Origin of the sequence: Marinobacter sp. SS8-8 (assembly GCF_030540945.1) — a bacterium.
GTDB lineage: Bacteria > Pseudomonadota > Gammaproteobacteria > Pseudomonadales > Oleiphilaceae > Marinobacter.
In genome coordinates this window covers 129,578-156,556 of sequence record NZ_JASSVN010000011.1, presented here as the reverse complement: position 1 = coordinate 156,556, position 26,979 = coordinate 129,578, and the positions used below count along the sequence as shown (strand labels likewise).

The following is a 26,979-nucleotide window of genomic DNA, read 5'->3' as shown; positions in this document are numbered from 1 at the left end:
GCATCCCAGAGCAGGCTGCTGTCCGTCGGCGCGTGAACCGGTGCCTCCGTGACCGTGCTATCAACCCGAACCTGGCGTCCGCGCTCGATCTTTTGCGTTTGCGCATCTTGCAACATCAACCCAGGCTCGTTTCTGCTAGAACTGGGCAAAGGTCATGTAGTTTGGGGCCTATCTATCTGTTCAAAAATGCTGGGCACTATAAGGGCACCGTTTGGGCACAGACACAAAAATAAGTGAAAAACAGTGCATTTTTCTTAGACGTGTAAGGGTCAAAAACCTGAGGTCAGTTTTCGCAATGCTGGAATGGCGACAGAAATCGAGAGAGGAGTTTCTAGAGTGGTAACTTGTTGATTTAAGTGCTTAAGTGGCCCGCCCGAGAGGATTCGAACCTCTGACCTCCGCCTCCGGAGGGCGGCGCTCTATCCAGCTGAGCTACGGGCGGGTGTCGTAATTAACGCCTTCGCGTCAATTTCGAGTGCGCAATCTTACGTGTGATGGAGTGTCCTGTCTAGTCCTGTTGCCGCCGGTTTGGCCAGTTATAACGTTCAGGCGGAAACGGCCTACGCTCTGGGGTTTCTTGGGTAGTAGCGTTCGGGCAGATGTTCGATGTGGGGGAAGAATCGGGTGTCCTTGTAGGGCATTTTCATGAAGCCGGAGACACCTAGCCCAGTGATCTGGTCCACGGCGGAGAGGATCTCGTCGAGCAGGCGGGAAAACTCGCGCTCCCGGTCCGGGGCCAGCAGCCGATAGTGGCTGTGGATCTTGAGGTGGCGGGGCAGGGCTTCGAAGATAATCATTCCGGTGTGGTGGATATCGTTCAGGGACTCCAGCGCGGTGATGATGGCTTGGGGCAGCACCAGGAATTCCTCCGGGTCCGGGCCGTCCTCGAAATAGGAATGCACCCGTGATTCATCTTCAACTTCCGGCGCTGCACTGACCTCGTAGCGCAGTTGCATGCCGGGTTCGGTCAGGAACGGCTGATCCGGTTCGGCGCGGTCGATGTGCAGGGTGTTGCGGGCGTTGAACAGGCAGCTTTTGAAGACACCCTGCCGATAGATGGCCTGGGCCAGGTAGACCATATTGTTGACGGCCCTGATGAAGGCGGTCTTGAGGTTGGGGGCGTGCAGATTCAGCGAGGTATCGATGTAGACACCATCGGTCTCCCAGCGCACGGCCAGCCCCCCCTCGACAGGGTATCGTCCCAGACGGCTGACGGCGGCGAGGAATGCCTTTTCCGTTTCACCCATGCCTTGCATGAAGTTCTTGTAGTAGCGGTCCAGCTGCACGTCGTTAACATCGTTGAGGGTTTCCGGGGCGCCTTCCTGCCGAAGGAAGGATTTTCGGGAGCTGTACACCACGGTGTCAATCTCGTGGTCCGAGGGCCGTGTCCAGACCGGTACCAGTGGGATTGCCGGGGGCTCCGGCAAGTCAACCATCACCGTGCGCGCCATTCTTGACATTTCGTTCAGATAGTAGTCACCGGCCCGCAGGCGAGTCTCCGGGTCCGGGGCCAGCATGCCGTCGAGCATGCGGGCGAACTCCATGGGCAGCCCCAGGGAGCTGGCGGGAATCGCCTGGTGCCCGAACCGGCACGATTGGCCGGAGGCCAGCGCGTAGAGGGTTCCTGCAACACCCTGTTCATCGAAACGGGGAGACGACAGGCCGCCGTTAAGCTGCTCCTCGCCTATGAAGTAGACATCCCCCAGTCGCGCGTTGGTCTGCTGCAGGTTGTCGGACATCAGTTCCATGACATTGGTAGCGAGGAACTGCTGGTTGGCGTCGAGCTGGGCGAACACCGAGGAGCCCCAGTCGATCAGGGCGATGTTTTCGGTGCTGGCGTCGAATACCAGGTTTGACGGCTTGATGTCACCATGCACGATGGGCCGTCCGGCGGGGCCGTTCTCCCGGCGCAGGTTGCGCAGGATGTCCGCAAGCTGGTCGGCAATTCGCATCACCACTCGTGGTTTGAGGCAGCCCTCGCGCAGGGAGACCTCCTCCAGGTTAAGGCCGGCGGCCCGTTCCATCACCAGGATTGGCTGGTTGTGCGCCCTTTGATAGGCGATCAGCCGGGGCACCCTCGGGTGGTGTACCTGCTCGAGTATGTAGGCTTCATCCTCCAGACGGTCCTGCAGGTGTTGGGGCAGATTGATGCGGGTAAACTTGAAAACGTGCTCAGGGCCGCTATCGCCCTGGCGAGGCAGGCGACCTGCGAACACGAAGCCGTAGGCGCCCTTGCCGATCAGTTCAATGTCCTGGTAACCCAGTTGGCGGAGCTGGGCGGCGCACAGCGCCACCCAGTCCTTGAGCTTCTTGGCATCGTCATGGCTGAGCAGGTAGATCGACTGCTCTTCCGGTATGTAGAACTGTTGCAGTTGCGTTTTCTGCGCCATGATACCCCGTCAGCGCAGATGCAAGAGCATCGATTGCGGCGATTCCAGGTAGCCTTTCCAGCGATTGCAGAAGCGCGCAATGGTGCCGCCATCGATGATGCGGTGGTCGCCCGCCCAGCTTACGGTCATGATGGCCCGTTCCACCACCTGACCATTGCTGTCAAAACGCGGTAGTTTCTGGGTGCGGCCCAGCGCCACAATGGCCACTTCGGGTGGATTGATGATGGGCGAGGCATAGGTGCCGCCCAGCGCGCCAATGTTGGAGATGGTGATGGTGCCGCCTTTGAGGTCGTCCTGGCTGACCCGGCCCGAACGGGCAGCCTCAGTCAGGCGGGCCACTTCATCGGCAATGCCCAGCAGGGTGAGGCTTTCAACGTCTTTGACATTAGGGACGATCAACCCGGCTTTACTATCCACAGCCATGCCGATATTGCACTGGGGCAGGTAGTGAATCTCCGTGACGCTTTCGTTGAGTCGGCTGTTGAGTACCGGAAATTCCTGGACCGCGAGGGCCATGGCCTTCATGAAGAAGGGCATCAGGGTCAGCCGCGCGCTCCGGGCTTCGGCTTCCGGTTTGAGCTGTTCCCGCAGTTTCAGCAGGTCAGTAACGTCCATGTCTTCGCTGTAGATAAAGTGAGGGATGGTGGTTGCCGACGCCACCATGCTGCGGGCCATCGCCGCTTTCATGCCCCTGATCGGCTCGATCCGTACTTCCTGCTCACGATCCGGCGTCCGAGGTTCACGGACTGAACTCTCAGGCTGCGAGTCGCCTGTGCCTTCCTGGCCCTGGCCCGGCGCGGCGGGCTTGTCGAGGTGCGCCAGTACATCGGCCTTCAGTACCCGGCCGTCCTTGCCGGAACCGGCGATGTCCGTCAGGTTCAGGTCGTGTTCCCGCACCAGGCGGCGCACGGCAGGGCTGGCGGGAATGCGCTGCCGTGCGCCGGTTGCAACGGGCTTGGTGGTGGCCGGCGCCGATTCTGGAGCCGGTGCGGTCCCTGAATCGGGTTTTGCCCTGGCGGGCTCTTCGCGCTCACGGGGAATAAACGCGAACAGCGGGGAATGCACCCGGGCCATGGCCTGCCGCTGATGGTATAGTTTGGTGACGCGGCCGGCCTTGGGCGCGGTAATCTCCACCAGGGCCTTGTCGGTCATGACATCGACCACTGGCTGGTCTTCCTCAATTTCGTCACCTTCGGCCACGCGCCATTCCACCACTTCACATTCAACGATGCCTTCGCCGATATCTGGCAGGATAAAGTCCTCGGTAATGTCGTCAGCAGTTGCGCTGTTGGTGTCGGGCGGTTCCTGTGCTGCGGGGGATTCGCTGAACGTGGTCTCGGCTTCGTCGGGCTTTGTCTGAGGCTCCGCAGTCTGTCCACCGTCGCCACCTTCTTCCACCAGTTCGAACAGCGGAGCGTGAACCTTTGCGATGTCGCCTTCCTTGTAGTACAGGCGGGTCACCCGGCCCTTGTACGGCGCCGGAATTTCCACCAGAGCCTTGTCGGTCATCACCTCGGCGACCGGCTGGTCCTCTTCGATGATGTCCCCTTCGCTGACCAGCCATTTGACCAGTTCGCACTCCACGATACCTTCGCCGATATCGGGCAGTATAAAATCACTCATGATTGCTCTCCTGTCCTGATATCAACCTAGAATTCCACGCTCGACCTGATGGCCTCACAGACCTTCAGGTGATTGGGCAGGTGCTCTTTTTCCAGCACCAGCGGGAAGGGAGTGTCCATCCCGGTCACCCGAGTGATCGGGGACTCCAGGTACAGGAAGCAACGCTCCTGTATCGTCGCCGCGATTTCGCCGGCGAAACCGCCGGTCAGGGGGGCTTCGTGGGTAACCACCAGACGCCCGGTTTTGAACACTGAGTTGGCGACGGTTTCCACATCCCACGGCAGGATGGTTCTCAGATCGATGACTTCACAGGAAATACCTTCTTTCTCCGCCTTCTCGACGGCCTGTTCAATCACTTCCATCTGTGCGCCCCAGCCCAGCACGGTAACATCCGTGCCTTCCTTGAGAACCTCGGCTTCGCCCAGCGGCAGCCGGTAGTCTTCTTCCGGCACGTCGCCCACGGAGGCTCGGTAGAGCCGTTTGGGCTCGAAGAACAGGGTTGGGTTGGGGTCGTGGATCGCCCCCAGCAGCAGGCCCTTGGCTTGATGGGGGTTGCGCGGCACTACAATTTTCAGGCCTGGTGTGTGGGCGAAATACGCTTCCGGTGACTGCGAGTGATAGAGCCCACCGGCAATCCCGCCGCCGTAGGGCGCGCGAATGGTCAGCCCGCCCACGTTGAACAGGTTGCCGGAGCGGTACCGGAACTTGGCCGACTCGTTAACGATCTGGTCAAAGGCCGGGAAGATGTAGTCGGCAAACTGTATCTCGGCTATTGGCACGGAACCTTGCGCCGCCAGACCATTGGCGAAGCCGATAATGCCTTGTTCCACCAGCGGCGTGTTGAAGCAGCGGGCCTTGCCATATTTCTGTTGCAGGTTGCTGGTGGCCCGGAAAACCCCACCGAAGACACCTACATCCTCGCCGAAACACAGTACCCGCTCGTCGGCGGCCATGGCGGTGTCGAGGGCGTTGTTGATGGCCTGGAGCATATTCATCTTGGTCATCTCAGGCCCCTCCCTTAGCGTGCTCTGCGCTCTTTGGATACTCGCCTGGATGCCGGCGGATGTGCGCTTTGAGCTTGTCGAACTGTTCAGCCAGGGCCGGCGGCACCTCGTCGTAGACATCGCTCACCAGGGTGTCAAGCGCTGGTGGTGGCCGTTTCTGCGCGCGCTTCATGGTTTCGAGGACCTCGCGGCGCATGGTCTCCTGCAGCTGTTTCTCGTCGTCTTCGCTCCACCATTTCCTGCCCTCAAGCCAGAGACGCATCCGCAGGATCGGGTCTTTGTCACGCCATACGGCTTCCTCGTCCTTGCTGCGGTAGCCGGACGGGTCATCGGAAGATGAGTGTGCGGCCAGGCGATAGGTCATGGCTTCGATCAATACCGGACGGTTGTGCTCCACCGCCAGGCGGCGTGCGGCTTTGGTGGCCTCGTGGACGGCCAGGATGTCATTGCCGTCGACACGGATTACATCCATCTTGTAGCCATAGGCCCGGGGTGCCACACCGTCGGCGGCGAACTGCTCGGTGGATGGGGTGGAAATGGCGTAGCCGTTGTTACGGCACAGGAAAATCACCGGGACGCGAAGAACGGTGGCCATGTTCAGGGCAGCGTGGAAGTCGCCTTCCGACGCGGCACCTTCGCCGAAATACGTGATGGTGCAGTGGCCTTCGCCGGCCAGTTTCTGGGCGTAGGCATAACCGGTGGCCTGGGGAATCTGAGTGGCCAGAGGCGATGAGATGGTCATGTAGTTCAGCTTGCTGGAACCATAGTGAACGGGCATCTGGCGACCTTTGCCATAGTCCAGTTCGTTGCCGAACAGCTGGTTCATGAATTCGTCGATGGTGAAGCCGCGATAGACCAGGGAACCCTGTTCCCGATACTGCGCCATGATCATGTCGCCATCATCCAGCGCTGCGGTACTGCCGATCACGGCGGCTTCCTCGCCGGTGCACTGCATGTAGAAACTCAGTCGCCCCTGGCGTTGGGCGGCGAGCATGCGCTCATCGAGAATTCGGGTGGTGACCATCGCACGATAAATGCGCAGGGCCTTTTCTTTATCCAGATCAGGTGCTTTGGCGCCCTTATAAAGGGAGCCGTCCTGCTTCAGTAACTTGAAGGTGGGAATACGGAATTCCGCACCGTCGGTAAAGACCGGGGAGTAAACAACTTTGGCTTTTGTTGTTGTCATAATCCTCTTCCTGGGGTGGTGGCCTGAGGAGCAAAACACCCCTTGTGAGGGTGTCGTTGGTTTTAGTATAGCCAAGCTGAGCGGGCCTGGTGTGGCCCACGTCACTGTCGGCTAGAGTTTACCTTAACGTAAACTGCGATTCTCTGGTAGGTCCGGAGCGCAGATTTTTTAATCGGGGTGCAGTGGTTCAGGTGTCAGGCTGACAAGGGTTTCCTCGTTGCCGATATTCACGGTTCCGTCCTGGATGGTGCACTGCAGATTCATGCTGCGTGCCGCCAGGTCGGCAAGTGGCTCGGTGCCTTCCGGCGGCAGGTTGATGATGGTGAGGTTGTTGAAGCGGGTCAGTTTGCCCTGATGTTTCTCCCACCACAGGGGCACTGCGCGGCCGCCGTAGGTGTACAGAATTACCCGGTCCGCCCGGTTGCAGGCTTTGCGCAGGCGGCTTTCGTCCGGCAGGCCCAGTTCGACCCAGAGTTCGATTTCACCGCTCAGGCTCCTTTGCCAGAGCTCCGGCTCGTCGTCGGTGCTGAGGCCTCGGGTAAATTCGAGGCGTTCGCTGGCATTCAGGACAAACGCGAGCAGCCGGATCATCATCCGCTCGTCGGTTTCCGACGGGTGCCGGGCGATGGTCAGGTGGTGGTCGGCATAATAGTGCCGGTCCATATCGGCGATGTTGAGGGTTGCCTTGAAGATGGTTGCTTTGAGCGCCATGAGCTTCCTGCATTGATATCGGTTTAGGCTAGTGTAATGCAATTTTCCGTCGGTGAGTGTGAGCACATATCGTAGTTTCGATTGCCGTAGGTGTTTTCCGAAGCAACAAGCCATTGCATAAAATTAAGCCAATGGGGTTGCAATCTGGGATGCTAATGACAATAATTATCACTAGCCTTCATTGTCATTGGTGAGTCACGATTATGTACGTATGCCTTTGCCACGGTGTAACCGACCGGGAAATTCGCGAAGCCGCCGATAATGGTGTTTCTTCCATGCGTCAGCTTGGCAAGGAACTGGGTGTCGGTACCCAGTGCGGGCGCTGCGCCTGCACCGCGCGTGAAATACTGCGGCAGAGCCGCTCTCCTGATTACCTGGCAATGGCCAGCATGCTCGCCCAGCCGGCCTGAGTTCCCTGATTGTCTGACTTTATTTTTCTCTTGTCCGATAAGGGGCTATCCTAAAAGGCGGATACATCCAGCCATCAGGGAGCCACATCATGAAAGGTGACAAGAAAGTCATTCAGCATCTCAACAAGGTCCTCGCCAACGAGCTGACCGCTATCAACCAGTATTTTCTCCATTCCCGCATGTACAAGGACTGGGGCATCACCAAGCTGGCCGCCAAGGAATACGAAGAATCCATCGACGAAATGAAGCATGCGGACCAGCTCATCGAGCGAATCCTGTTTCTCGAAGGATTGCCCAACCTCCAGGACCTAAACAAACTGCTGGTCGGCGAGAATGTCGAGGAAATGATCTCCTGCGACCTCAAACTGGAGCAGATCGCCCACACCGACCTGAAAGAAGCCATTCTCTATTGTGAGCAGGTTCAGGACTTCACCAGCCGTGAGCTCTTCCGCAGCATTCTGGACAGCGAAGAAGACCACATCGACTGGCTGGAAACCCAGCTGGAACTGATTTCCCAGATGGGTATACAGAACTATATCCAGCTTCAGTCATCCGCCTCGGAGTAAAATCAGACAATGGACCTGTCCTGTTTTAAAGCTTACGACCTGCGCGGCCGGGTGCCGGATCAACTGAATCCGGCACTGGCCGAAAAAATCGGGCGCGCCTATGTGGAAATTGCCGGCGCAAAAAGAGTGATCGTCGGCTACGACATCCGCCTGTCCAGCCCGGACATCGCCGAGGCCCTGAGCTCCGGCCTGATGGCGGCCGGCGCGGATGTGTTTGATATTGGCCTGTGCGGCACCGAACAGGTGTATTTTGCCACCAGCCACTACAAGATGGACGGCGGTATCATGGTGACCGCCAGCCATAACCCCAAGGACCACAACGGCATGAAAATGGTCGGCCCCGAATCCCGGCCCATCAGCTCCGATAATGGCTTGAACAACATCCGTGACCGGGTACTGGAACCCTTTGCGGATGCACCGCAGCAGGGTCGCTACGAACCGCTGGAAATGATGAGCGCCTACATCGATCACCTACTGGGTTACGTCGATGCCGCCTCCCTCAGCCCCATGACCATCGTGGTCAACGCCGGCAACGGCGGCGCCGGCCTGGTGATCGACGAACTCGAACAGCATCTTCCGTTCGAATTCGTAAAAGTGCATCACGAACCGGATGGCCATTTCCCGAACGGCGTGCCCAACCCGATCCTCCCGGAAAACCGCGCAGTCACCGCCGATGCCGTTATCGAACAGGGCGCCGCCATGGGCATTGCCTGGGACGGCGACTACGACCGCTGCTTCTTCTTCGACGAAAACGGCCGCTTTATCGAGGGCTACTACATCGTCGGATTACTGGCCGACCAGTTCCTGCGCAAAACCGGCGGCGGCAAAGTCATCCACGACCCCCGCCTCACCTGGAATACCCTGGATCTGGTCAAAGCCGCCGGCGGTGAAGCCGTCGAAAGCAAAACCGGCCACGCCTTCATCAAACAGAGAATGCGCGACGAAGACGCCGTCTACGGCGGCGAAATGAGCGCTCACCACTATTTCCGGGACTTCGCCTACTGCGACAGCGGCATGATCCCCTGGCTGTTGATCGCCGAACGCCTCTGCCAGTCCGGCCAGCTTTTCTCTTCCCTGATCGACGCCCGAATCGAAGCCTACCCGGCCAGCGGTGAAATCAACCGCACCATCGACGATCCCCCCGAAGTCATCGCCGCGATTGAAGCCAAATACAGCGTCGGCGCCAAAAACGTCAGCCACGTGGATGGCGTAAGCATCGAATTCGACGAATGGCGTTTTAACCTTCGGATGTCCAATACCGAGCCGGTTGTTCGCCTCAATGTGGAATCAAGGGCGAATATTCCGTTGATGGAAGAGAAAACCGAAGAACTACTGGCGGAAATGCAAAGGCTGAACGAGGAAGGTTAACAACCGGCCGACTACGAAAGTCTGGGGCGAGCGGGCCGGAAGGGGGTTCAGAAACTGTGCGGAGCCAAGGATGGCGGAGCTCAAGCGTCACATGGACGTGCCGTAAGGAGCGTGTTTCTGAACCCCCTTTCGGCCTGCTCAACCTTCACCCAACTAGCGCCTACAGCCAGTCATTCAGCATAATCCCGATACCAAACCGCTGAATTCGGTGGTTATAGTCGATCAGACTCTCCCCGTACCCGTTGTAGTACTGGAAAAAACCCTTAATCGTATCCCCCATCGGGAAACTGTACCCAAACTCCACCGACGTCTTGTTGTCATCCGAGCGCAGGTTGTTCATCAGCCGCAGTGAAAACGTACGATCCGCCGTCAGCTTGTAAACCGCCTGATAATTGGCGTAGCCCAGATACCGCTCAATGTCCGCATTATCATCGTTGCTGTTCTCCGGAATCCGGTACCAGGGCTGCACCATGAAAAGCCAGCGATCATAGCTGTAAGCCGCGTTGGCCATAATCCGGTTCCAGCTCCGTGATCGCGGCTCAGACTGCCCGTTTGACTGGTGATTGAAGCCGAGTGTCACTCCATTCAACCTGCCAGGGCCAATATCCCAATCGGCCTGATAACGCACAAAGATCTCCGGTTCGTAGTTGGTTTCCCGGAAAGGCGCAGAATCGTCCTGGTTATAGACCTGCCAGTAGGACTGCTGGGTGTAGCCGAACCACATTGTGGTGCGACCATCCAGAAGGCCCGTCAGCAAAGGAACTTTGAAACTGATCTGATACTTTGCTTCTTCCCGCGCCAGCTGGTAATCGTATCCGGCGGCACCCAGTCGTGGGCTGGACGGCGTCGAGTTCGGTTTCGCCACCCAGGTTATTGGCAGGATATAAGTAGGCCGGTGCCCGACAAAACTGCCGGAAAATGAAAAAACCGCTTTCTCGGCCGCGACATAGCGGTCTACGAGAGCGGACATTACGCCGGTGTCTGAATCGTTTTCCAGGGCATTTCCTGCGACGCCCTCCAGATCTTCCTTGTCCGGCGCCAGTTTCTCCACGCTGGCCTCCACTTGCTGTTTTTCTTCTTCCGAGGCCTGCGCGTGCAGTTCCTCCGGTTTGTAGAGGCTGTCGAAGCAGGCGAGCCTCTGGATACCGTCCTCAACCAGTGCACATTGCTCGGGTGAGTTGATCGAATTCATCAGTGGCGCAGTATCGGTCTGGGCTTCGGCAGGGCCTGCCGCCAGTGTACAAAGCACAATGAACCGGGATGAGGCAGGCAACACGCGCAAGGATGTCATGGTCGGGATATCTCCTAGCTGGCGTTCAGGCTAAACCAGGTATTCCCTATGCCATAGATCCAGGCGCCGATCAGGGTAACCGCCAGAAGCGAGAAAATGACCTTGTGACGAAGCCGGTTGGCGCTTTCGGCGGATGCCACCCAGCGCAGGTACATCAGCCCGATAAAACTCAGGAACACGCCCAGGCTGGCCAGAGCCGGGATCAGCAGCCAGGCCGCGCTGATGGCCTGGCCGTCGCCGGTCTGGCGGGAGAGCCACCCCATGGAAGCCAGCAAAACGGCCAGCGTTGTAAATTCAGTAATCAACAGGGGCTTGCGCAGCGGGTGGGGTGAAGTGGGTTCCGTAATGGTCATGGAAACAGGTCCTGAATGGTTAAACATCGACGAACACCATGGTAACCGGATTGTCCGTGAAACACCCTCCGACTTACGAAATCGCAATTAAAATGGTTGAAATCAATTAATGATTTTGCCGTCTGGTTTTTTTGCCAGGTTTCAACGGCTATAATGCGGCGACCGAAGATTATAACGCTCAAATGCGAGGTGCATTGTGAAGATGAAGAGAGTCCTGGTTGCTGTACTGGTCGTTCTTGGCCTGACAGCCGGCGCCGTAATGGCAAGTGTCGAAGATGAAATCCGTGCACGTATTCAGCCGGTAGGCGAAGTATGTCTGCAGGGTGAAGAGTGTGGTAGCGCAGCTGCTCCGGCCGAGACAGCCAGTTCCGGTCCTCGCTCGGGCAGCGAAGTGTATGATGCCGTGTGCATGGCTTGTCACACCACCGGTGCGGCTGGCGCCCCGGTTAAGGGTAATACCGATGCCTGGGCCCCCCGAATCGGCAAGGGCCTGGAAACCCTGGTCAGTCACGCGATCAACGGCTTTAATGCCATGCCTGCAAAAGGTGGCTGCGCAAGCTGCCCCGACGAGGAAATTCAGGCGGCAGTTGAGCATATTGTTGAGCAAAGCCAGTAGCCGGGAAATCTTACCTGTTACCTTTAAAGCCCCTTTTAAAGCCTCCTTGCGGGGCTTTTTGCCTTCCTGGCGCAGCTAAAGGCCAAGGTCTCCCAGCAGGGCACTGAGGGTTGCCTTGCCTTTTTTCTGGTTGGCCTCCACATCAAGGTCGCCCAGTCCTTCCCACTTCAGGTCTTCTTCAGGCAGTTCATCCAGGAACCGGCTGGGGATGGTTTCCAGCTTTTCGCCATACTGTCTGCGGGCCGCCGCGTAGGTCAGGGTCAGCGTTTCACGGGCCCGGGTGATGCCCACGTACATCAGTCGCCGCTCCTCCTCGATGTTGCCTTCTTCAATGCTGCTCCGGTGGGGAAGAATCTCCTCCTCCAGGCCCATGATGAACACATGGGGAAACTCAAGGCCCTTGGAGGCGTGGAGAGTCAGCAACTGAACCTTGTCGCTGTCGTCCTCTTCCTCCCGCTGCTCCATCATGTCCCGGAGGATCAGCCTGGTGATGGCATCCTCAATACCCAGTTCGTCAGCGGTGCCCCTGCCATCATCCAGCATGCGCTGAATGGACTCCACCAGATACCAGATGTTCTCCATCCGGCGCTCGGCCTGTTTCGGGGTGCCGGAGTGCTGGTGCAGCCATTCTTCATAGTCGATGTCGGTAAAAAGCTGCTTGATCACGGGGACCGGATTTTCGCTGTGCAAGCGCTCGCAAGTGGCATCTACCCAATGGGCAAAACGTCGCAGGCGATCCAGGCCCTTCTCGGTCACATGGGTTTTCGCTCCCATGTCGCCCAGGGCCCTGAACAGGCTGATGTTCCGGGAGCGGGAGTAGTGGCTCAGTTGTTCAAGGGTACGGGGCCCGATCTCCCGGCGGGGTACGTTCACGACCCGCAGGAAAGCGGCGTCGTCATCGGGGTTGATCAGCAGTCGCAGATACGACATTGCATCCTTGATCTCATTCTTGGAAAAGAACGACTGGCCACCGGAGATGCGGTAGGGAATCTGGTAGCCCTGGAGCTTCATCTCCAGCAGGCGAGCCTGGTGATTACCCCGGTACAGCACGGCAAAATCCCGGAAACCCAGGCCTTTTTTCAGCTTCTGGTCGAGAATCTCGGTGGCAACCCGCTCGGTTTCCGCGTCCTCGTTGCGGCACCGGACAATCCGGATCTCCTCGCCGATGGTGTGGTCACTCCAGAGCGCCTTTTCAAACACATGGGGGTTGTTGGCAATCACCCTGTTTGCGCTGCGCAGGATACGGGCCGTGGAGCGGTAATTCTGCTCCAGCTTGACAATTTTCAGGCTGGGAAAGTCTTCCTTGAGCTGCTCCAGATTCTCCGGTCGGGCGCCGCGCCAGGCGTAGATTGACTGGTCATCATCCCCGACCACGGTGAATGCAGCCCGTTCGGCCACCAGTAGCCTGACCAGTTGGTACTGGCACACGTTGGTATCCTGGTACTCATCCACCAGCAGGTAGCGGATCTTCCGGCGCCATTTCGCGAGCACGTCCGGGTGCGAGCGAAACAGCATCACCGGCAGCAGGATCAGGTCGTCGAAATCCACCGCGTTGTAGGCTTTGAGGTATTCGTTGTACTTCTTGTAGATGATGGCGATGCGCTGTTCGCGCTCATCCGCCGCCTTGCTCAGGGCCTCGGCCGGCCCGCGCATGGCGTTTTTCCAGGACGAGATGGTCATCTGGACGTCGCTGAGCTCGTCCCCGGCCTCGGCGCTGGCCTCCCGGAGCATCAGGTCCTGTAACAGGGCCTTGGCATCCTCGGCGTCGAAAATCGAAAAGCCCGGATGGTAGCCGAGATGGGCGTGCTCTTCCCGGATCATATTGAGGCCAAGGTTATGAAAAGTGGATACAATCAGCCCCCGGGTCAGCTTACGGTCAACGATCCGGCCAACCCGCTCCTTCATTTCCCGGGCGGCCTTGTTGGTGAAGGTCACTGCGGCAATATGGCGCCCCGGAATACCGAGTTGCTCGATCAGGTAGGCAATCTTGCGGGTAATCACGCTGGTTTTGCCGCTGCCGGCACCCGCAAGTACCAGCAGGGGGCCGTCTGAATAGCGGACTGCCTCGCTTTGTCTCGGGTTGAGCTTGTTCACAAATAAGTGGCCAGAATGGAACGAAATGGGGAAAACAGGCGTGAGATCATTCTACACCAGCCAGCGTTCCTGTACCTTGACGATCTATCGGCTATGATTGATAAAACGGACTCGGTTGTTCACGCATAAATGGATTCTGCTTAATGACTCTGCCACTGGAAACCATGAGGCCCGGACAGTTACGCCTCTTGGTTCTGACACCGGATTATGCGGATTTTCTCTGGCTGAACGCTCTTCTGGCGGGTGACGTCGAAATCAGTGCGGACGCAACCTGGTGCCCGGATCTGGTGGATTGTGACGATCTTATTCGCAACGCCAGTTTTGATGTCATCGTCTGGGACTGTGTTTTCCATGGCGGTTCTGAGACATCCTTTCTGCAATATCTTACGGTTGGCAGCAGTGATAAGCCCGTCCTGGCCCTCAGTGCGGAGTTGCCGGAACGGCGGGCTCCCGAACTGCTCGCCGCCGGCGCCGCCGATTATCTCTGCCGCCAGAATCTGGACCACTGGAACTTCCGGCGGGCGGTGAAGTGCCTCTGGTACCGGCAGCAATTGTCCGAGTCGGCCCATGGCCAGTTGGGGCGGGAGGTCGCCACTGGCTTTATAAACCGGGATCTGTTCTTTGATCGCCTCCAGCAGGCACTGCTGCGGGCTGAGCGGGCCAGCCACCGGCTGGCACTTCTCCACCTGAATATCGACGATTTCCGCAGTATCAATGAATCCTTCGGTTACCAGAAAAGCGACCAGTTGATGATGAAACTGGCGGAGCGTCTCCGGCACTCCCTGAGGCGGGTGGATTCCCTGATGCGCATTGGCGGCGACGAGCTGGCCATCATTGTCGAGAAGGTCGAAGACTCCCTCGACATCACCCAGATCATCCGCAAGGTGGTCAATGCGCTGGATGAGCCGGTCATGATCGATGGCCAGAGTGTGGTGGTCAGCGTCAGCCTCGGCGTTGCCACTTACCCGGAAGCCGGTGACAGTGCCGAAAATCTTCTGCGCCGGGCCAATCGGGCCATGTTCGAGGCCAAACGGGATCCTGGCACCAGTTATCGCTTCTACGACCGGCAGTTGCATATCTCTGCCGGCTATCAGCTTCGGCTCGAGGCCGACCTGCGCAATGCCCTGAGGGGCAAGGAACTGGAGCTTTACTATCAGCCCCGGATTGATCTGGCCACTGAAGAAGTCCGTGGTGTTGAGTGCCTGTTGCGCTGGAACCACCCGGAGCGGGGGCTGGTGGGACCGGACGAATTCATTCCGGTCGCCGAGCGCAGCGGCCTGATCGTGCCGATCGGCTACTGGGTTATCGAGCAGGCCTGTAAACGCCTGCAGGAGTCTGCCGAGCTCGGGTTCCCGGGCCTGGTGTTTGCTGTAAACCTTTCGTTCCGGCAGTTCCATGACCGCAAGATGACCGAGACCATTTTCCGGATTATTTTCAACGCCAATGTGGATACCAGTCTGCTGGAACTGGAGCTTACGGAAAGTGCCATGATGCACGACCCCGAGTATGCACAGCGTTGCCTGCGGGAACTGAACCAACTGGGTATCAGCTTTGCCCTTGATGACTTCGGCACCGGTTTCTCCTCCCTGAGCAATCTGCAGCATCTGCCCATTTCCCTGGTCAAGATCGACAAGTCCTTCGTGCAGGAGCTCGGCCACTCGGCCGACGCCGAACACATTATCCGGGCCATTATCAGCCTGGCCCACAGTCTGCAGATCAGCGTGGTCGCCGAAGGCGTGGAAACCGAAGGGCAACTGGAGTTCCTGCGCCAGCAGCATTGCGATGAAATCCAGGGTTACTATTACGCCCGCCCCATGCCCTGGGCCGATCTTGTGCAATTCCTGAACAAGCGTGGCCAGTCCGCTTGCCTGCAACAGTAAGCCGCTGTACCTTTGCTGCTTTATTGGCAAAGCATGAGACAGGGGTTGCATGAACAGTATCTCCAGGCGCATCGCCGACGAACTCGGTGTCCGCGAGCAGCAGGTTAATGCCACCGTCGCCCTGCTCGACGAGGGTTCCACCGTTCCGTTTATCGCACGCTACCGGAAAGAGGTGACCGGTTCGCTGGACGACAGCCAGCTGAGAAACCTGGAGGAACGTCTGCGCTATCTGCGGGAACTGGAAGACCGTCGCGCCACCATCCTCAAGAGTATTGAGGAGCAGGGCAAACTGACGGATGAGCTTAAGGCCAGCATTAACGAGGCGGATGCCAAGAACCGCCTGGAAGATCTCTACCTGCCGTATAAGCCCAAGCGCCGGACCAAGGCCCAGATTGCCCGGGAAGCCGGCCTGGAGGCCCTGGCGGATGCCTTGTATGACGACCCGACCCTGGACCCGGAAGCCACGGCTCAGGGCTATCTCAACAAGGAAGCCGGGGTTGAAGACACCAGGGCGGCTCTGGATGGTGCCCGCTACATCCTGATGGAGCGTTTTGCCGAGGACGCCGAGTTGCTGGGCAGCCTGCGGGATTTCATCTGGCAGGAAGGTCAGTTGAAAGTGACGGTGGTAGAAGGCAAGGAAAACGAAGGGGCCAAGTTCCGGGACTATTTTGACCATGTCGAGCCGTTGAAAAAGGTGCCGTCCCACCGTGCTCTGGCCATCCTGCGTGGCCGCAACGAAGGCATCCTGGCCTACAGTATCGTGGTTGGCGATGCTGATGCTGATCGCCGCACGCCCCATCCGGCGGAGCAGCGGATTGCTGCCCGCTGGAACATCCGGGATAACGACCGTGCCGCTGACAAGTGGCTGTCGGAAGTGGTGCGCTGGACCTGGCGGGTCAAGCTCTCAACCCAGATTGAAACCGATCTCATGGCCCAGGTGCGTGAAGCCGCCGAGACCGAAGCCATTAATGTTTTCGCCGCCAACCTCAAAGATCTTCTGCTGCTGGCCCCGGCCGGCCCGCGCCCGACACTGGGGCTGGACCCGGGGCTGCGTACCGGTGTGAAGGTGGCCGTTATCGATGGTACCGGGCAGGTGGTGGGCCACGGAGCCATATACCCCCACGCACCCAGGAACCAGTGGGACCGCTCCATCGAGCAGCTGGCGGTCTGGTGTCGGGAGTATAAGATCGAGCTGGTGGCTATCGGCAATGGTACTGCGTCCCGGGAAACCGAGAAGCTGGTGGGCGACCTGGGCAAACGTTATCCGGAACTCAAACTGGCCCGAATCGTGGTTAGCGAATCCGGTGCTTCCATCTATTCGGCCTCCGAATTTGCCTCCAGGGAACTGCCGGATCTGGATGTGACCATCCGTGGTGCCGTGTCCATTGCCCGCCGCCTGCAGGACCCGCTGGCGGAACTGGTGAAGATTGAGCCGAAATCCATCGGGGTGGGGCAGTACCAGCACGATGTGTCCCAGATGCAGTTATCCCGCAGCCTGGATGCGGTAGTGGAAGACTGTGTAAACGGCGTGGGCGTGGATCTTAACACCGCCTCGGCGCCTCTGCTGGCAAGGGTGTCTGGTCTGAATCAGACCATCGCCCAGAACATCATTGAATTCCGCAACCAGAACGGCATGTTCCGTAACCGCAGGCAACTGCTGAAGGTCACCCGGCTCGGGGACCGCACGTTTGAGCAGGCGGCGGGCTTTCTGCGGATCGCCGGTGGCGAGAATCCGCTGGACCGGTCGTCGGTTCACCCGGAAGCCTATGGGGTGGTGGAGGCCATTGCCAAGCGGAATAATCGCAAGGTCGACGATATTATCGGGGATTGTGCATTTTTACGGGGTCTGAACCCCCAGGATTACGTAACTGAGCGATTCGGATTGCCCACCATCAAGGACATCATCTCCGAGCTGGAGAAGCCGGGCCGGGATCCGCGCCCGGAATTCCGTTTTGCCAGCTTCGAGGAGGGCGTTGAAGCCCTCAATGACCTGAAGCCGGGCATGGTACTGGAAGGTTCCGTCACCAATGTGACCAACTTCGGCGCCTTTGTGGACATCGGGGTCCATCAGGATGGGCTGGTGCATATTTCGGCGTTGTCCCACATGTTTGTCAAGGACCCGCGGGACGTGGTCAAAGCCGGGGATATCGTTAAGGTGAAGGTGCTGGATGTGGACATTCCGCGCAAACGGATTGCCCTGACCATGCGCATGGACGATCAGCCTGGCGAGAAGAATGACGGCAAACCGACGGCTGGAAACCGCGCCGGTGCCAGCCAGAAAGCCGGTCATCGAAACAGCCGTAGCTCTGGCTCCGGCGAGAAATCCCGGCAGGGTGCCATGGCGGGTGCACTGGCCCAGGCACTGGCTTCGGCCCGCAAGGACAGCCGTTAACAGGCTTTCAATCTTTTCACCGGTCGGCCCCGCTCACGAGGAGGGGCCGGTCGCAGCAGGAGTCGACCATGGCTGAATCCCGCCATTCCGTATTTCGCCAGTTCGCAGCCAGCGACTGGGATGGGTTTCTCAAGGGCGTGGAAAAAGAAGGGCTGCGGGTGGACCGCAACGGGTTCATCGCCCAGACACCGCATCCGGAAGCCCTGGGTTCCGCGCTGACCCATCCGCGGATCACCACCGATTATTCCGAAGCCCTGCTGGAGCTGATCACGCCTGTGTTTGACAGCACTGGTGGGATGCTCAAATCCCTGAGGGATATTCACGGGTTTGTCCAGGAGAACCTCGGGGACGAAGTGTTCTGGGCAGCCAGCATGCCCTGTGAGCTGGATGGAGATCTGAGTATTCCCATTGCAGAATACGGCAGCTCCAACATTGGCCGTCTCAAGCACGTTTACCGCCAGGGGCTGGCGGTTCGCTATGGCCGGATGATGCAGAGCATCGCCGGCGCGCACTACAACCTGTCACTGCCGGACAGTTTCTGGCGGAAATGGCAGGAGGCTCTGGGGGACCAGCAAAGCCTGAAGGACTTCAAATCGGACCAGTATTTCTGGCTGATCCGGAATTTCCGGCGCCGGAGCTGGCTGCTGATGCTGTTGTTTGGTGCTTCTCCGGCATTGGATGCGAGCTTTGTTGCCGGTGTCCGCCACGATCTGAGCCGGTTTGATGAGCGCACCTGGTACGGCGAATACGCCACGTCCCTGCGCATGGGTGATCTGGGTTACCACAACAACGCCCAAGCGTCCCTGAACATCTGTTTCAATGAGCTCAGCACCTACACCGGCACCCTGGACCGGGCCATCCATACTACCTGGCCGGCTTACGAGGCGATCGGCACCCGCCGGGGCGACCAGTTCATTCAGATCAACACCAGTGTCCTGCAGATTGAAAACGAGTATTACAGTGCCGTGCGGCCCAAGCGAACCACGGAACGGGAAGAAAAACCCATTCAGGCCCTTGAAGCCCGGGGTGTGGAATACATTGAGGTGCGGTGTCTGGATCTGGATCCGTTCTCTCCGGTCGGCGTGAGCGAAGCCCAGATCGATTTCCTGGACCTGTTCCTGCTGGATTGCCTGCTGTCCGATTCTCCCCGTATTGGCGACGCCGAGTGCGAACGGCTGGACGATAACTACAAGGATGTGGTGGCCCGTGGACGCTATCGCGAACTGACCCTTTGCCGGGGAGGGCAGCGCACGCCGGTACCAGAGGCCGCGGCTGGTCTGCTTGAGCAACTGGGGCCCCTGGCGGAGCTGCTGGATGGCTGGCAGGGGAACGATACCTACCGCAAGGCCCTGGCTGCCCAGCGTGAGGCGATGTCTGGCGAGGGGGCCGTGCCCTCGGCCCGGGTGCTTGACGCCATGCGTTCGTCTGGTCTGGGGCACCGGGAGTGGGGTATGGAAGTGGCGCGCCAGCATCAGCAAACCCTGAGGCAGGAAGGCCTGGGTGCCGATGTCCGCAAAGCGTTTGACGACATGACCGCAGAGTCCCTGGCAGAGCAGGCGCAAATGGAGCGCGCCGATACCCTGCCATTTGGCGAGTTTCTGGCGCAGTACCTGCGCTCGTGAGCGGTCAGTTGTGTTGCCGTCGCAGCAGTCTGCGGACCTGACGCACAGAAACTGAACAAAGATTTGTCACCCTCCGGTCTGCCTGTTAATTTTTGTAACATCAGGATCGGGAGTAACGGGCATGGCAAGGGACATCAAACTCGGCTGGGATGTGGAGGCTCTGAACAAGGCTTACCGCCAGGGTTACATGGCGGCCACGATGAATATCGATAAGACCCGCTGCCCTTACCGGGGCGATGTCGTTATCGCGGCCTGGGAGGCCGGATGGGATGATGGCGATCTGGTTGCCTGTGAAAGCCGGGACAAAGGCGACGACCTGTTTTCACAAATCGCCTGAGTCCCCGGCTCTGGCTGTGTCTCGCACTATTTCTGCACGACGAATTCCGTAAACAGTACGCCGGCGATGCTTTCGCCGGTCTGCTGCTCTTCCAGTACGGCATTTATCCGTTGTTTTGCTTCCTCACGGAGCGCCTGCTGACCTTCCATGGAAGTCAGGCGTTCGATATCCGTCTGCTCGCCAAAGAGCATCACCAGCTCATGTCGCAATCGCGGCATGTGAGTCTCCAGAGCGGGCCGGGTGCTCGCGCTCCGGGCCCGGAGACTGACCGCTGCCTTCAGATAGGTTGGCTTGTTGTCCGCAGTGCCCACGTGGGTGACAAACGCCGGATCCATGCTGATGTAGTCGGTGAAGCCGCTGTCTTCCTGCACGACTTCTTCTGAGGTTTCCTCATCCTGGGAAACCGCCGGCAGGGAGACCAGCGAAAGCAGCAGGAAGATCATTGTGAGAACAGGTTTTGGCTGGTGTGTCATAGGCTTGAAGTTGATCGTGGTTTAGGGTTTAGTGACGAGTCGGAGGCGATATCGCCGGTAGCACCGAGAATAGCAGGCCCGGTGCAAGGTTGCAGTTTCAATTCACGAATCGAGGTGTTCTTTTGACCAGCAGATGGGTTTTCGGGCTTATTTTCCTTGTGTGTGCCGCACTTCTGGGTGTCGCGTTTTATATGGAGCATGTGATGGGGCTCGAGCCCTGCCCGCTATGCTGGCTGCAGCGTTTCGGGTTCATGGGGGCCGGTCTGGTCAGCTTTCTGGCCCTGCTGCAGGGGCCCACCGGGATCGGGATTCGCATTTATGGCTTCCTGCTGGTACTGACCGCCGGTGCCGGGCTCGGCGTGGCCAGCCGGCAGTTGTGGCTTCAGAGCCTGCCGGCGGATCAGGTGCCCGCCTGTGGCCCTTCGGTCGACTATATGCTGGAGGTGTTGCCCTGGTTTGAGGTGCTCTCCACCGCCCTGAGAGGCACCGGGGATTGCGCCCAGGTCGTGTGGCGGTTCCTGGGGCTGAGTATTCCCGGCTGGACAGCGGTGTTCTTTTCGCTGCTGGTGATTACCGGGCTGATTCTGATGTTTCGCCGGCGAAAGTCCGGGGAGTGGATTCGGAGCTGAAACGGTTGCGGGGGACCGCAGGCATGGGGTAACTTGACCCAAACCCGAAACAGAAGTGCCGGAATACCAAGCGGAGAACAGGCGTCATGTTGGAAAATTGCCGAAATGCCAGGGAGCGTTGGGGTGGCGTCAGCGAACTGATTGATCGCTGGCTCAAGGAACGTCAGGAACTGCTGGTTCATTACTGTGATCTGTCCGGGGAGACTGACTTTTCACAGACAGAAGCGCTGAGAGAGAAATTCGTGCGCCTGTGCGAAGTGCTTGTGGATTATGTCTCCACTGGCCATTTCGAAATCTATGAGCAGTTGGTCAGCGAGGCCCGTGAATTCAACGACGGCGGCCTGGAACTGGCTGCGAAGGTTTATCCCAGGATTGAGCAGACCACCGAGGTGGCTCTCAACTTCAATGATCGCCTGGACGGCAGGGAGCTGTCAGAGGAGGATGTGAAAGCGCTGTTTGGCGAATTGTCGAAGCTCGGCGAAGCCCTCGAGACCCGGTTCGAGATGGAGGATTTCCTGATTGAGCACCTTCACAACGCCCATGCGGGTAAAGTGGCGCCCGCCTGAGAAATGTCCGATATAAAAAGCCCCGGTTCGGTGTTGCCGACCGGGGCTTTTTTCTGGCCGCAATTTTACAAGCTGCGGCCTGACCTGATCGGTGCTTTACTCTCCGGATTCCGGATTGACGTCCAGAAGCTCGACCTCGAATACCAGGGTCTCGTTCGGGCCGATGGCACGGTTGCCGCCCGGACCGTAGGCCAGGTCAGATGGAATATAGAGCTTGTAGCGGGCGCCCTCGTTCATCAGCTGCAGGCCTTCGGTCCAGCCCGGGATAACCTGGTTCAGGGCAAAGGTTACCGGCTCGCCACGCTCGCGGGAGCTGTCAAAGACTTCACCGGACAGGAGTTCACCAGTGTAGTGTACCTGGACGGTATCGGTTTCCGCGGGCTTTTCGCCGTCGCCTTTCTCCAGCACTTCGTATTGCAGGCCGGATTCAGTGGTCTTTACACCTTCGCGTTCGGCATTCTCCGCCAGGAAAGCTTTGCCTGCCTCAAGATTTTTGCTGGCCAGCTCTTCCGTCTGCCTGGTCTGCTCTTCCTGAAGCTGCTGCTGATAGGCCATCAGCGCCTGCTGGATTTCCTCACGGCTCATGCGCCTGGCTGCTTCATCGCCGGCCTGGCCATGCTGAATACCCTGAAGGAACTGGTCCATCTGCAGGTTCGGCAGATCGTTGCTCATGCGCTCACCAAGAACCAGACCCATGCCATAGCTGATCTTCTGGTCGGTTGACTCCAGTTCGGGTTGTTCCGGAGCCTCGGGCGGTGTTGAACAGCCAGCGACGAGGCCGGCCACTGCCAGTGCGAGGAGCGTCTTTTTCATTGCTTCATCCTTTATAACGTCTGTGTATAGGGCATTGCCCCGCGTTGTGTTTGTCAGAACGGAGAAGGTAACGGGTTCCGGCGCGAGATGCCACTGAACATGTGTTAAGAATCCGGACGGGTCAGATCAACTGTCGTTGTTGCCGGCCGCTGAAGGGTCCAGAGCAAAGGGCGCGGTATAGGGGGCCTGCCAGTCGGGCTCCGGTTCTGGAGTGCGGTTGAGTGGCGAGGCCTTGTCCCGGCGCTCGATGGCCAGCGTGTACCAAGGGCCCTGTTTCGGGGGCTGGTCTGCATAATGCCAGCTGCCGTCTGTGTCCCGCCATTTGAACACAATTTCCGGACCTTCGGTGGGAATCGGGGACGGTACCAGGCCTTCAAAGGCCGGGATTTCCGGTTGCTCCTCGTCTGCAACCGGTTCGGATAACTGCTCCGGATCGTTGAGTCCAAAGAACATCAGCAACAGCAGTAACCCGAGGGCGGGAAACGACAGCCTTATGAGCCATTTCATCATCATGGCTGGTGGTCTCCCTTTGGAAAATTGGCCAGGGCAGTGCCCAGTGCATTTAGCAGGGGCCCGGCACGGTCATCGATTCGCGATGCCGGTGCAGCCGCGGCAAGGTTGGTTCTGATCAGCGTATCGAGCCCTTGCATGTCAGGCTGTTCCGGGTTGTTGGTCATTAACGTCCGCCAGGCCAGGGCCAGCTCCATCTGTTCGGCTTCGAGCTCCAGGCCGGCGATGCCGGTGCGAAGCTGGTGACACCCACCGACAGCCGGCAGTGATTTTCTCGCAGCGCGCAGTGCACCGGTTACACGCTCTCGCCACTCTGTTACCGTAGCGTCCTCGACCCCGGTGAAGGCCCTGCCAGACAGTGCGAGCCAGCCTGCGCAGAGAACCGGCGTCAAGCTCCAGCCCTGGTTCTGAAGCGCCAGGCAGTTGTCCTGAACGCCCGGAAATTTCCAGAGCGCCAGCGCAAAACGCCAGAGTGGATTCTCCGGTTCCAGACCTGCCGGCAATTCCAGCGGAGGTGTCGATAAATCCGGGGTGTTTGCCGGGCGCAGCGACATAGGCGCGGTAGCTTCCCTGAACACTTTACGTTGATAAAATGAAAACATGTTAACGATAACCGATCTCAGTTTACAACGGGGCGGCCTCTGGTTGCTAGAATCCGTCAGCCTCACGGTCCAGCCCGGCCAGCGGGTGGCCATCGTCGGCGCCAACGGTGCCGGCAAATCCAGCCTTTTCCAGCTGCTGCTGGGCCAATTGACGCCGGAGCAGGGAACGGTCTCGCTGCCCGGAGGCTGCCGGATTGCCCACATGGCCCAGGAGGTCGAAGCCTCAGGGCGCAGCGCCCGGGATTTCGTTCTTGATGGCGACCTTGATCTGCGTCGTCTGGAGCGGGAGCTCGCCCAGGCAGAAGCCGCCGGTGATGACCATGCCATTGCCCGCGTACACGGTGAGCTGGATGTGCACGACGCCTGGTCTGCGGCTCGCCGCGCAGAGGCACTGCTGCGAGGCCTGGGGTTCTCTGACCAGGACGCGGATCGGCCGGTGTCGGCATTTTCCGGTGGCTGGCGTATCCGCCTGAACCTGGCTCAGGCCCTGATGCGGCCTTCCGATCTGCTGCTGCTGGATGAGCCAACCAACCATCTGGACCTGGATGCCTGCCTGTGGCTGGAAAACTGGCTGCGCCGGTATCCAGGTACCTTGCTATTCATTTCCCATGATCGTGATTTCATGGATCGGGTCGCCACCCATGTGGTGCATTTCGACCGCCGTAATCTCGAGCTCTATACGGGTAATTACTCAGCCTTTGAAGGTCAGCGCAGCGAACGGCTCGCTCAGCAACAGGCCGGTTTCGAACGCCAGCAGGCCAGGATCGCCGAAATTCAGCGCTTCATCGACCGCTTTAAGGCCAAGGCTACCAAGGCCCGTCAGGCCCAGAGCCGGGTCAAGGCGTTGGAGCGTATGGAGCGCATTGCGCCGGCCCATATCGATTCGCCCTTCAGCTTTGAATTTCCGGTGGCTGAAAAGGTCTCCAACCCCCTGTTGTCGATGCGCAATGGCAGGGCGGGTCATGGAGATGCTGCAATCCTGAATGGCATCAACCTGACCCTGCTACCCGGAAGCCGGATTGGTCTTCTGGGCCCCAACGGAGCGGGTAAATCCACCCTGATGGAGGCACTGAGGGGGGAAGGCGCCCTGTTGTCCGGCGAACGCACCTGTGGCGAACATCTGGCCATTGGTTATTTTGCCCAGCATCAGCTGGAATCCCTGGACCTGGATGCCAGCCCGTTCCTGCATTTACAGCGGCTGGCACCCAAGGCTTCGGAACAGAGTATCCGCAACTTTCTTGGTGGCTTCGATTTTCACGGCGACGAGGCCCTGAGCGCGATCCATTCGTTCTCCGGTGGTGAAAAGGCCAGGGTGGCACTGGCGGTGATCGCCTGGCAGAAACCGAATCTGCTCCTTCTGGACGAGCCGACCAACCACCTGGATCTGGAAATGCGCCAGGCTCTGACTATGGCCCTGCAAAACTTTGATGGTGCCATTGTGGTAGTTTCCCATGACCGGCATTTGCTGAGAAACACCGTGGACGAATTCTGGCTGGTGAACGATGGCCGGGTTGTTGAGTATCAGGGGGATCTTGAAGACTATGGGCGCTGGCTGGCGGACCGTCGCAAGGACGAAACCGAAGCACCGAAGCGATTGCAGGCTGGCCAGCAAGACCCGGTGGAACCCGCGGTTGGAACCGGCGAAAGCGCTGATGACCGGAAGGCCCGCAAGCGCGCGGAGGCAGCCCTCCGGAAAAAGCTCAGCCCCTATCGCAAGCAGCAGACGTCCCTGGAAAAGGAGATGGAGCAGTTGCACCGGAGACTGTCGGTGCTGGAGGAAGAGCTCGCGGACCCGGGGCTGTATGAAGAGAGCCGTAAGGTCCGCATGAAAGAGTTGCTCGGTGAGCAGGCCACATCAAAAAGCCGCCTCGAAGAGGTTGAGGTGCAGTGGCTGGAAGTCAGTGAAGCTGTGGAATCGCTGGAGGCGGAGCTGGCGGGTTGACTGCCCTCAGCCTCCGTTCAACTCCAGGGTGAAATCCTGTCTGGCGAGGTAATCACGTTCGTTTTCGAGATCGGCCAGAGTCAGCGGCCGATCATCCAGCCAGCCGGATGGAAACGTCAGTACCAGCTTGTCCTTGTGGGCATTCAGGGTGAACTCCGGCGGCGGTTCCATGTTGCGGGGGTGCTGAAGCAGGACGGCCAGACGCACCAGGACGCAGAGATAGCGAAGCCGAATGGTATCGTCCGGGTCCAGCCCCTCGAAGATGGCCAGGGAGAACTTGCGCCGGTGCCCGCGAACCAGCGTGGCGAGGTCCCGCTGGAATTGCTGGCTGAAGCCGGGAAGGTCCGAGTACCGCAGCAGGTAGGCTCCGTGTTTATGATACTGGCTGTGGGAAATGGTCAGGCCGATTTCATGCAGGCGGCAGGCCCAGCGCAGCACTTCTTCGTCGGCCGCGGTCTGCAGCCCCCAGGCATCCGCCACCTGTTCCCAGGCTGCAATGGCGGTCGCTTCGACTGCGGCACCGTGCTCCTGATCAACGTGATAACGCCCCTGGAGGGCGGAAATTGTCCGTTCGCGCACATCCTCGTGCCGGATCCGCCCGACTATGTCGTAGAGCAGCCCTTCCCGAAGGGCGCCGTCGGCAAACGACATTTCAGTGATGCCCAGGGACCGGAACGCTCCCATCAGGATGGCAAAGCCGGCGGGGAAAATACTCTGACGGTCGGAGCGCACGCCCAGATCCGCCAGCTTTTCTGTTTTGCCCATATCCACCAGACGCTTGCGCAGTTCCTGCATGGCGGGGAGGGTGATGGTGCCATCGGTAATCTTCAGGGATGACAGGGCGCTGGCAATCGCTTTGATCGAGCCGGATGAACCGACGGCACTCTGCCAGCCCACGGAGCGGTAATGCTGGCGGATATTCAGCAGTTCCTGTTCGGCGTGGGTCACTGCCCTGTCCATCTGTCGCCGGGTAATCTTTCCGTCCCGGAAGTATCTGTTCCGGAAGGAAACACAGCCCATGTGCAGGCTTTCCAGCTCCTGGGGCTCGAAACGCTGGCCGATAATGAACTCGGTACTGCCGCCGCCAATATCGATCACCAGCCGGCGCCCGATATCGTCAGAAAGGGTATGGGATACACCCAGATAAATCAGGCGCGCTTCCTCGCGCCCGGCAATGATCTCCACGGGATAGCCGAGAACCTCCTCCGCGCGGGTCATGAACTGATGGGCGTTACGAGCCACCCTGAGGGCGTTGGTGCCGACAATCTGTACAGCCTCCGGTGGCATCCCCTGAAGGCGCTGGGCAAACCGGCCCAGACAGCACAGCGCGCGCTCCTGGGCCTCTTCAGTCAGCCGGTTGTACTGATCCAGACCTGCGCCCAGCTGGACCTTTTCCCCCATCTTCTCGAGCGTACGGATTTCTCCATGTACGAGTCTGGCAACCACCATGTGGAAGCTGTTCGAGCCCATGTCGATGGCTGCAAGCACCTCTGGCGAGGGCGCAGCGTTTTCGGCGGTGGAGGCGGCCGTCACGTGGTCGAAATCCTTTTGGGATGAACTTGCAGGGTACTATAAGCGAAATCCCTCAGGCCTGTCAGTAA

General features: G+C 59.1%; 24 protein-coding genes and 1 tRNA gene. 11 read left to right on the top strand and 14 right to left on the bottom strand.

Annotation, left to right across the window (positions count from 1 at the left end; translation table 11 throughout):
• Positions 1 to 365: 365 nt before the first annotated feature.
• From QPL96_RS12680 to QPL96_RS12655, 6 genes are all read right to left on the bottom strand, one after another.
• Positions 366 to 442, bottom strand: a tRNA-Arg gene (locus tag QPL96_RS12680).
• A gap of 118 nt (positions 443 to 560) precedes the next feature.
• Positions 561 to 2,390 carry a protein kinase gene (locus tag QPL96_RS12675; RefSeq protein ID WP_303287732.1) on the bottom strand — a complete coding sequence of 610 codons (1,830 nt, stop codon included), beginning with the start codon at positions 2,388 to 2,390 and terminating at the stop codon, positions 561 to 563.
• Between the two features lie 9 nt (positions 2,391 to 2,399).
• The gene (locus QPL96_RS12670) at positions 2,400 to 4,013 is read right to left on the bottom strand and encodes a dihydrolipoyllysine-residue acetyltransferase (RefSeq protein ID WP_303287731.1); all 1,614 of its coding nucleotides are present in this window, start codon (positions 4,011 to 4,013) and stop codon (positions 2,400 to 2,402) included.
• 26 nt (positions 4,014 to 4,039) lie between these two features.
• A complete protein-coding gene (locus QPL96_RS12665) occupies positions 4,040 to 5,017 on the bottom strand; it encodes an alpha-ketoacid dehydrogenase subunit beta (protein ID WP_303287730.1) in 978 nt (325 codons plus the stop codon).
• A gap of 1 nt (position 5,018) precedes the next feature.
• Positions 5,019 to 6,203, bottom strand: a complete 1,185-nt coding sequence (locus tag QPL96_RS12660) for a thiamine pyrophosphate-dependent dehydrogenase E1 component subunit alpha (RefSeq protein ID WP_303287729.1) — start codon at positions 6,201 to 6,203, stop codon at positions 5,019 to 5,021.
• 168 nt (positions 6,204 to 6,371) lie between these two features.
• Positions 6,372 to 6,914, bottom strand: a complete 543-nt coding sequence (locus QPL96_RS12655) for a YaeQ family protein (RefSeq protein WP_303287728.1) — start codon at positions 6,912 to 6,914, stop codon at positions 6,372 to 6,374.
• A gap of 203 nt (positions 6,915 to 7,117) precedes the next feature.
• On the opposite strand from QPL96_RS12655, the gene QPL96_RS12650 reads away from it, so the two are divergent.
• The 3 genes from QPL96_RS12650 to QPL96_RS12640 all read left to right on the top strand — a co-directional run bounded on the left by QPL96_RS12650 (position 7,118) and on the right by QPL96_RS12640 (position 9,258).
• Positions 7,118 to 7,324, top strand: a complete 207-nt coding sequence (locus QPL96_RS12650) for a bacterioferritin-associated ferredoxin (protein WP_303287727.1) — start codon at positions 7,118 to 7,120, stop codon at positions 7,322 to 7,324.
• An 89-nt stretch (positions 7,325 to 7,413) separates the two neighbouring features.
• The gene (gene bfr, locus QPL96_RS12645) at positions 7,414 to 7,890 is read left to right on the top strand and encodes a bacterioferritin (protein ID WP_303287726.1); all 477 of its coding nucleotides are present in this window, start codon (positions 7,414 to 7,416) and stop codon (positions 7,888 to 7,890) included.
• Positions 7,891 to 7,899: 9 nt separating this feature from the next.
• On the top strand, positions 7,900 to 9,258 hold the full coding sequence (locus tag QPL96_RS12640; protein WP_303287725.1) for a phosphomannomutase: 1,359 nt from the start codon (positions 7,900 to 7,902) through the stop codon (positions 9,256 to 9,258).
• A 160-nt stretch (positions 9,259 to 9,418) separates the two neighbouring features.
• Here QPL96_RS12640 and QPL96_RS12635 read toward each other — a convergent pair whose 3' ends face one another.
• Positions 9,419 to 10,450, bottom strand: a complete 1,032-nt coding sequence (locus tag QPL96_RS12635; protein ID WP_303287740.1) for a phospholipase A — start codon at positions 10,448 to 10,450, stop codon at positions 9,419 to 9,421.
• 113 nt (positions 10,451 to 10,563) lie between these two features.
• Positions 10,564 to 10,902 (bottom strand): hypothetical protein, encoded by a 339-nt coding sequence (locus QPL96_RS12630; RefSeq protein ID WP_303287724.1) that lies wholly within the window; start codon positions 10,900 to 10,902, stop codon positions 10,564 to 10,566.
• 202 nt (positions 10,903 to 11,104) lie between these two features.
• Between QPL96_RS12630 and QPL96_RS12625 the strand changes: the two genes are divergently transcribed.
• The gene (locus tag QPL96_RS12625) at positions 11,105 to 11,518 is read left to right on the top strand and encodes a cytochrome c5 family protein (RefSeq protein ID WP_303287723.1); all 414 of its coding nucleotides are present in this window, start codon (positions 11,105 to 11,107) and stop codon (positions 11,516 to 11,518) included.
• A 75-nt stretch (positions 11,519 to 11,593) separates the two neighbouring features.
• Here QPL96_RS12625 and rep read toward each other — a convergent pair whose 3' ends face one another.
• Complete coding sequence (gene rep, locus QPL96_RS12620) at positions 11,594 to 13,612, bottom strand: DNA helicase Rep (RefSeq protein WP_303287722.1); 2,019 nt, start codon at positions 13,610 to 13,612, stop codon at positions 11,594 to 11,596.
• Between the two features lie 143 nt (positions 13,613 to 13,755).
• Between rep and QPL96_RS12615 the strand changes: the two genes are divergently transcribed.
• From QPL96_RS12615 to QPL96_RS12600, 4 genes are all read left to right on the top strand, one after another.
• The gene (locus QPL96_RS12615) at positions 13,756 to 15,492 is read left to right on the top strand and encodes a bifunctional diguanylate cyclase/phosphodiesterase (protein WP_303287721.1); all 1,737 of its coding nucleotides are present in this window, start codon (positions 13,756 to 13,758) and stop codon (positions 15,490 to 15,492) included.
• A 49-nt stretch (positions 15,493 to 15,541) separates the two neighbouring features.
• Positions 15,542 to 17,884 (top strand): Tex family protein, encoded by a 2,343-nt coding sequence (locus QPL96_RS12610; RefSeq protein ID WP_303287720.1) that lies wholly within the window; start codon positions 15,542 to 15,544, stop codon positions 17,882 to 17,884.
• Between the two features lie 68 nt (positions 17,885 to 17,952).
• The gene (gshA, locus tag QPL96_RS12605; RefSeq protein WP_303287719.1) at positions 17,953 to 19,506 is read left to right on the top strand and encodes a glutamate--cysteine ligase; all 1,554 of its coding nucleotides are present in this window, start codon (positions 17,953 to 17,955) and stop codon (positions 19,504 to 19,506) included.
• 121 nt (positions 19,507 to 19,627) lie between these two features.
• On the top strand, positions 19,628 to 19,843 hold the full coding sequence (locus QPL96_RS12600) for a hypothetical protein (protein ID WP_303287718.1): 216 nt from the start codon (positions 19,628 to 19,630) through the stop codon (positions 19,841 to 19,843).
• Positions 19,844 to 19,869: 26 nt separating this feature from the next.
• Here QPL96_RS12600 and QPL96_RS12595 read toward each other — a convergent pair whose 3' ends face one another.
• Positions 19,870 to 20,316, bottom strand: a complete 447-nt coding sequence (locus QPL96_RS12595; RefSeq protein ID WP_303287717.1) for a flagellar basal body-associated protein FliL — start codon at positions 20,314 to 20,316, stop codon at positions 19,870 to 19,872.
• 122 nt (positions 20,317 to 20,438) lie between these two features.
• On the opposite strand from QPL96_RS12595, the gene QPL96_RS12590 reads away from it, so the two are divergent.
• Both QPL96_RS12590 and rsd read left to right on the top strand, forming a co-directional pair.
• A complete protein-coding gene (locus QPL96_RS12590; protein ID WP_303287716.1) occupies positions 20,439 to 20,945 on the top strand; it encodes a disulfide bond formation protein B in 507 nt (168 codons plus the stop codon).
• Between the two features lie 86 nt (positions 20,946 to 21,031).
• Entirely contained in the window at positions 21,032 to 21,511 is a 480-nt protein-coding gene (gene rsd, locus QPL96_RS12585) for a sigma D regulator (protein ID WP_303287715.1), read from the top strand.
• A gap of 96 nt (positions 21,512 to 21,607) precedes the next feature.
• On the opposite strand, the gene QPL96_RS12580 is transcribed toward rsd, so the two are convergent.
• From QPL96_RS12580 to QPL96_RS12570, 3 genes are all read right to left on the bottom strand, one after another.
• On the bottom strand, positions 21,608 to 22,324 hold the full coding sequence (locus QPL96_RS12580; protein WP_303287714.1) for an FKBP-type peptidyl-prolyl cis-trans isomerase: 717 nt from the start codon (positions 22,322 to 22,324) through the stop codon (positions 21,608 to 21,610).
• 126 nt (positions 22,325 to 22,450) lie between these two features.
• Positions 22,451 to 22,837: a DUF4124 domain-containing protein gene (locus tag QPL96_RS12575; protein WP_303287713.1), complete on the bottom strand. Its 387-nt coding sequence runs from the start codon at positions 22,835 to 22,837 to the stop codon at positions 22,451 to 22,453.
• Complete coding sequence (locus QPL96_RS12570) at positions 22,834 to 23,388, bottom strand: DUF2390 domain-containing protein (RefSeq protein ID WP_303287712.1); 555 nt, start codon at positions 23,386 to 23,388, stop codon at positions 22,834 to 22,836. The genes QPL96_RS12575 and QPL96_RS12570 overlap by 4 nt, the downstream gene beginning before the upstream one ends.
• 46 nt (positions 23,389 to 23,434) lie before the next feature.
• Between QPL96_RS12570 and QPL96_RS12565 the strand changes: the two genes are divergently transcribed.
• Positions 23,435 to 25,378, top strand: coding sequence for an ATP-binding cassette domain-containing protein (locus tag QPL96_RS12565; protein WP_303287711.1), 1,944 nt, complete (start codon positions 23,435 to 23,437; stop codon positions 25,376 to 25,378).
• Positions 25,379 to 25,384: 6 nt separating this feature from the next.
• Here QPL96_RS12565 and ppx read toward each other — a convergent pair whose 3' ends face one another.
• Entirely contained in the window at positions 25,385 to 26,911 is a 1,527-nt protein-coding gene (ppx, locus tag QPL96_RS12560; RefSeq protein ID WP_303287710.1) for an exopolyphosphatase, read from the bottom strand.
• Positions 26,912 to 26,979 lie beyond the last annotated feature (68 nt).

Coding starts and splice junctions, on each gene's coding strand:
- QPL96_RS12675 (WP_303287732.1), bottom strand. CDS start 2,390: ATGGCGCAGAAAACGCAACTGCAACAGTTCTACATACCGGAAGAGCAG.
- QPL96_RS12670 (WP_303287731.1), bottom strand. CDS start 4,013: ATGAGTGATTTTATACTGCCCGATATCGGCGAAGGTATCGTGGAGTGC.
- QPL96_RS12665 (WP_303287730.1), bottom strand. CDS start 5,017: ATGACCAAGATGAATATGCTCCAGGCCATCAACAACGCCCTCGACACC.
- QPL96_RS12660 (WP_303287729.1), bottom strand. CDS start 6,203: ATGACAACAACAAAAGCCAAAGTTGTTTACTCCCCGGTCTTTACCGAC.
- QPL96_RS12655 (WP_303287728.1), bottom strand. CDS start 6,914: ATGGCGCTCAAAGCAACCATCTTCAAGGCAACCCTCAACATCGCCGAT.
- QPL96_RS12650 (WP_303287727.1), top strand. CDS start 7,118: ATGTACGTATGCCTTTGCCACGGTGTAACCGACCGGGAAATTCGCGAA.
- bfr (WP_303287726.1), top strand. CDS start 7,414: ATGAAAGGTGACAAGAAAGTCATTCAGCATCTCAACAAGGTCCTCGCC.
- QPL96_RS12640 (WP_303287725.1), top strand. CDS start 7,900: ATGGACCTGTCCTGTTTTAAAGCTTACGACCTGCGCGGCCGGGTGCCG.
- QPL96_RS12635 (WP_303287740.1), bottom strand. CDS start 10,450: ATGAATTCGATCAACTCACCCGAGCAATGTGCACTGGTTGAGGACGGT.
- QPL96_RS12630 (WP_303287724.1), bottom strand. CDS start 10,902: ATGACCATTACGGAACCCACTTCACCCCACCCGCTGCGCAAGCCCCTG.
- QPL96_RS12625 (WP_303287723.1), top strand. CDS start 11,105: ATGAAGAGAGTCCTGGTTGCTGTACTGGTCGTTCTTGGCCTGACAGCC.
- QPL96_RS12615 (WP_303287721.1), top strand. CDS start 13,756: ATGACTCTGCCACTGGAAACCATGAGGCCCGGACAGTTACGCCTCTTG.
- QPL96_RS12610 (WP_303287720.1), top strand. CDS start 15,542: ATGAACAGTATCTCCAGGCGCATCGCCGACGAACTCGGTGTCCGCGAG.
- gshA (WP_303287719.1), top strand. CDS start 17,953: ATGGCTGAATCCCGCCATTCCGTATTTCGCCAGTTCGCAGCCAGCGAC.
- QPL96_RS12600 (WP_303287718.1), top strand. CDS start 19,628: ATGGCAAGGGACATCAAACTCGGCTGGGATGTGGAGGCTCTGAACAAG.
- QPL96_RS12595 (WP_303287717.1), bottom strand. CDS start 20,316: ATGACACACCAGCCAAAACCTGTTCTCACAATGATCTTCCTGCTGCTT.
- rsd (WP_303287715.1), top strand. CDS start 21,032: ATGTTGGAAAATTGCCGAAATGCCAGGGAGCGTTGGGGTGGCGTCAGC.
- QPL96_RS12580 (WP_303287714.1), bottom strand. CDS start 22,324: ATGAAAAAGACGCTCCTCGCACTGGCAGTGGCCGGCCTCGTCGCTGGC.
- QPL96_RS12575 (WP_303287713.1), bottom strand. CDS start 22,837: ATGATGATGAAATGGCTCATAAGGCTGTCGTTTCCCGCCCTCGGGTTA.
- QPL96_RS12570 (WP_303287712.1), bottom strand. CDS start 23,388: ATGTCGCTGCGCCCGGCAAACACCCCGGATTTATCGACACCTCCGCTG.
- QPL96_RS12565 (WP_303287711.1), top strand. CDS start 23,435: ATGTTAACGATAACCGATCTCAGTTTACAACGGGGCGGCCTCTGGTTG.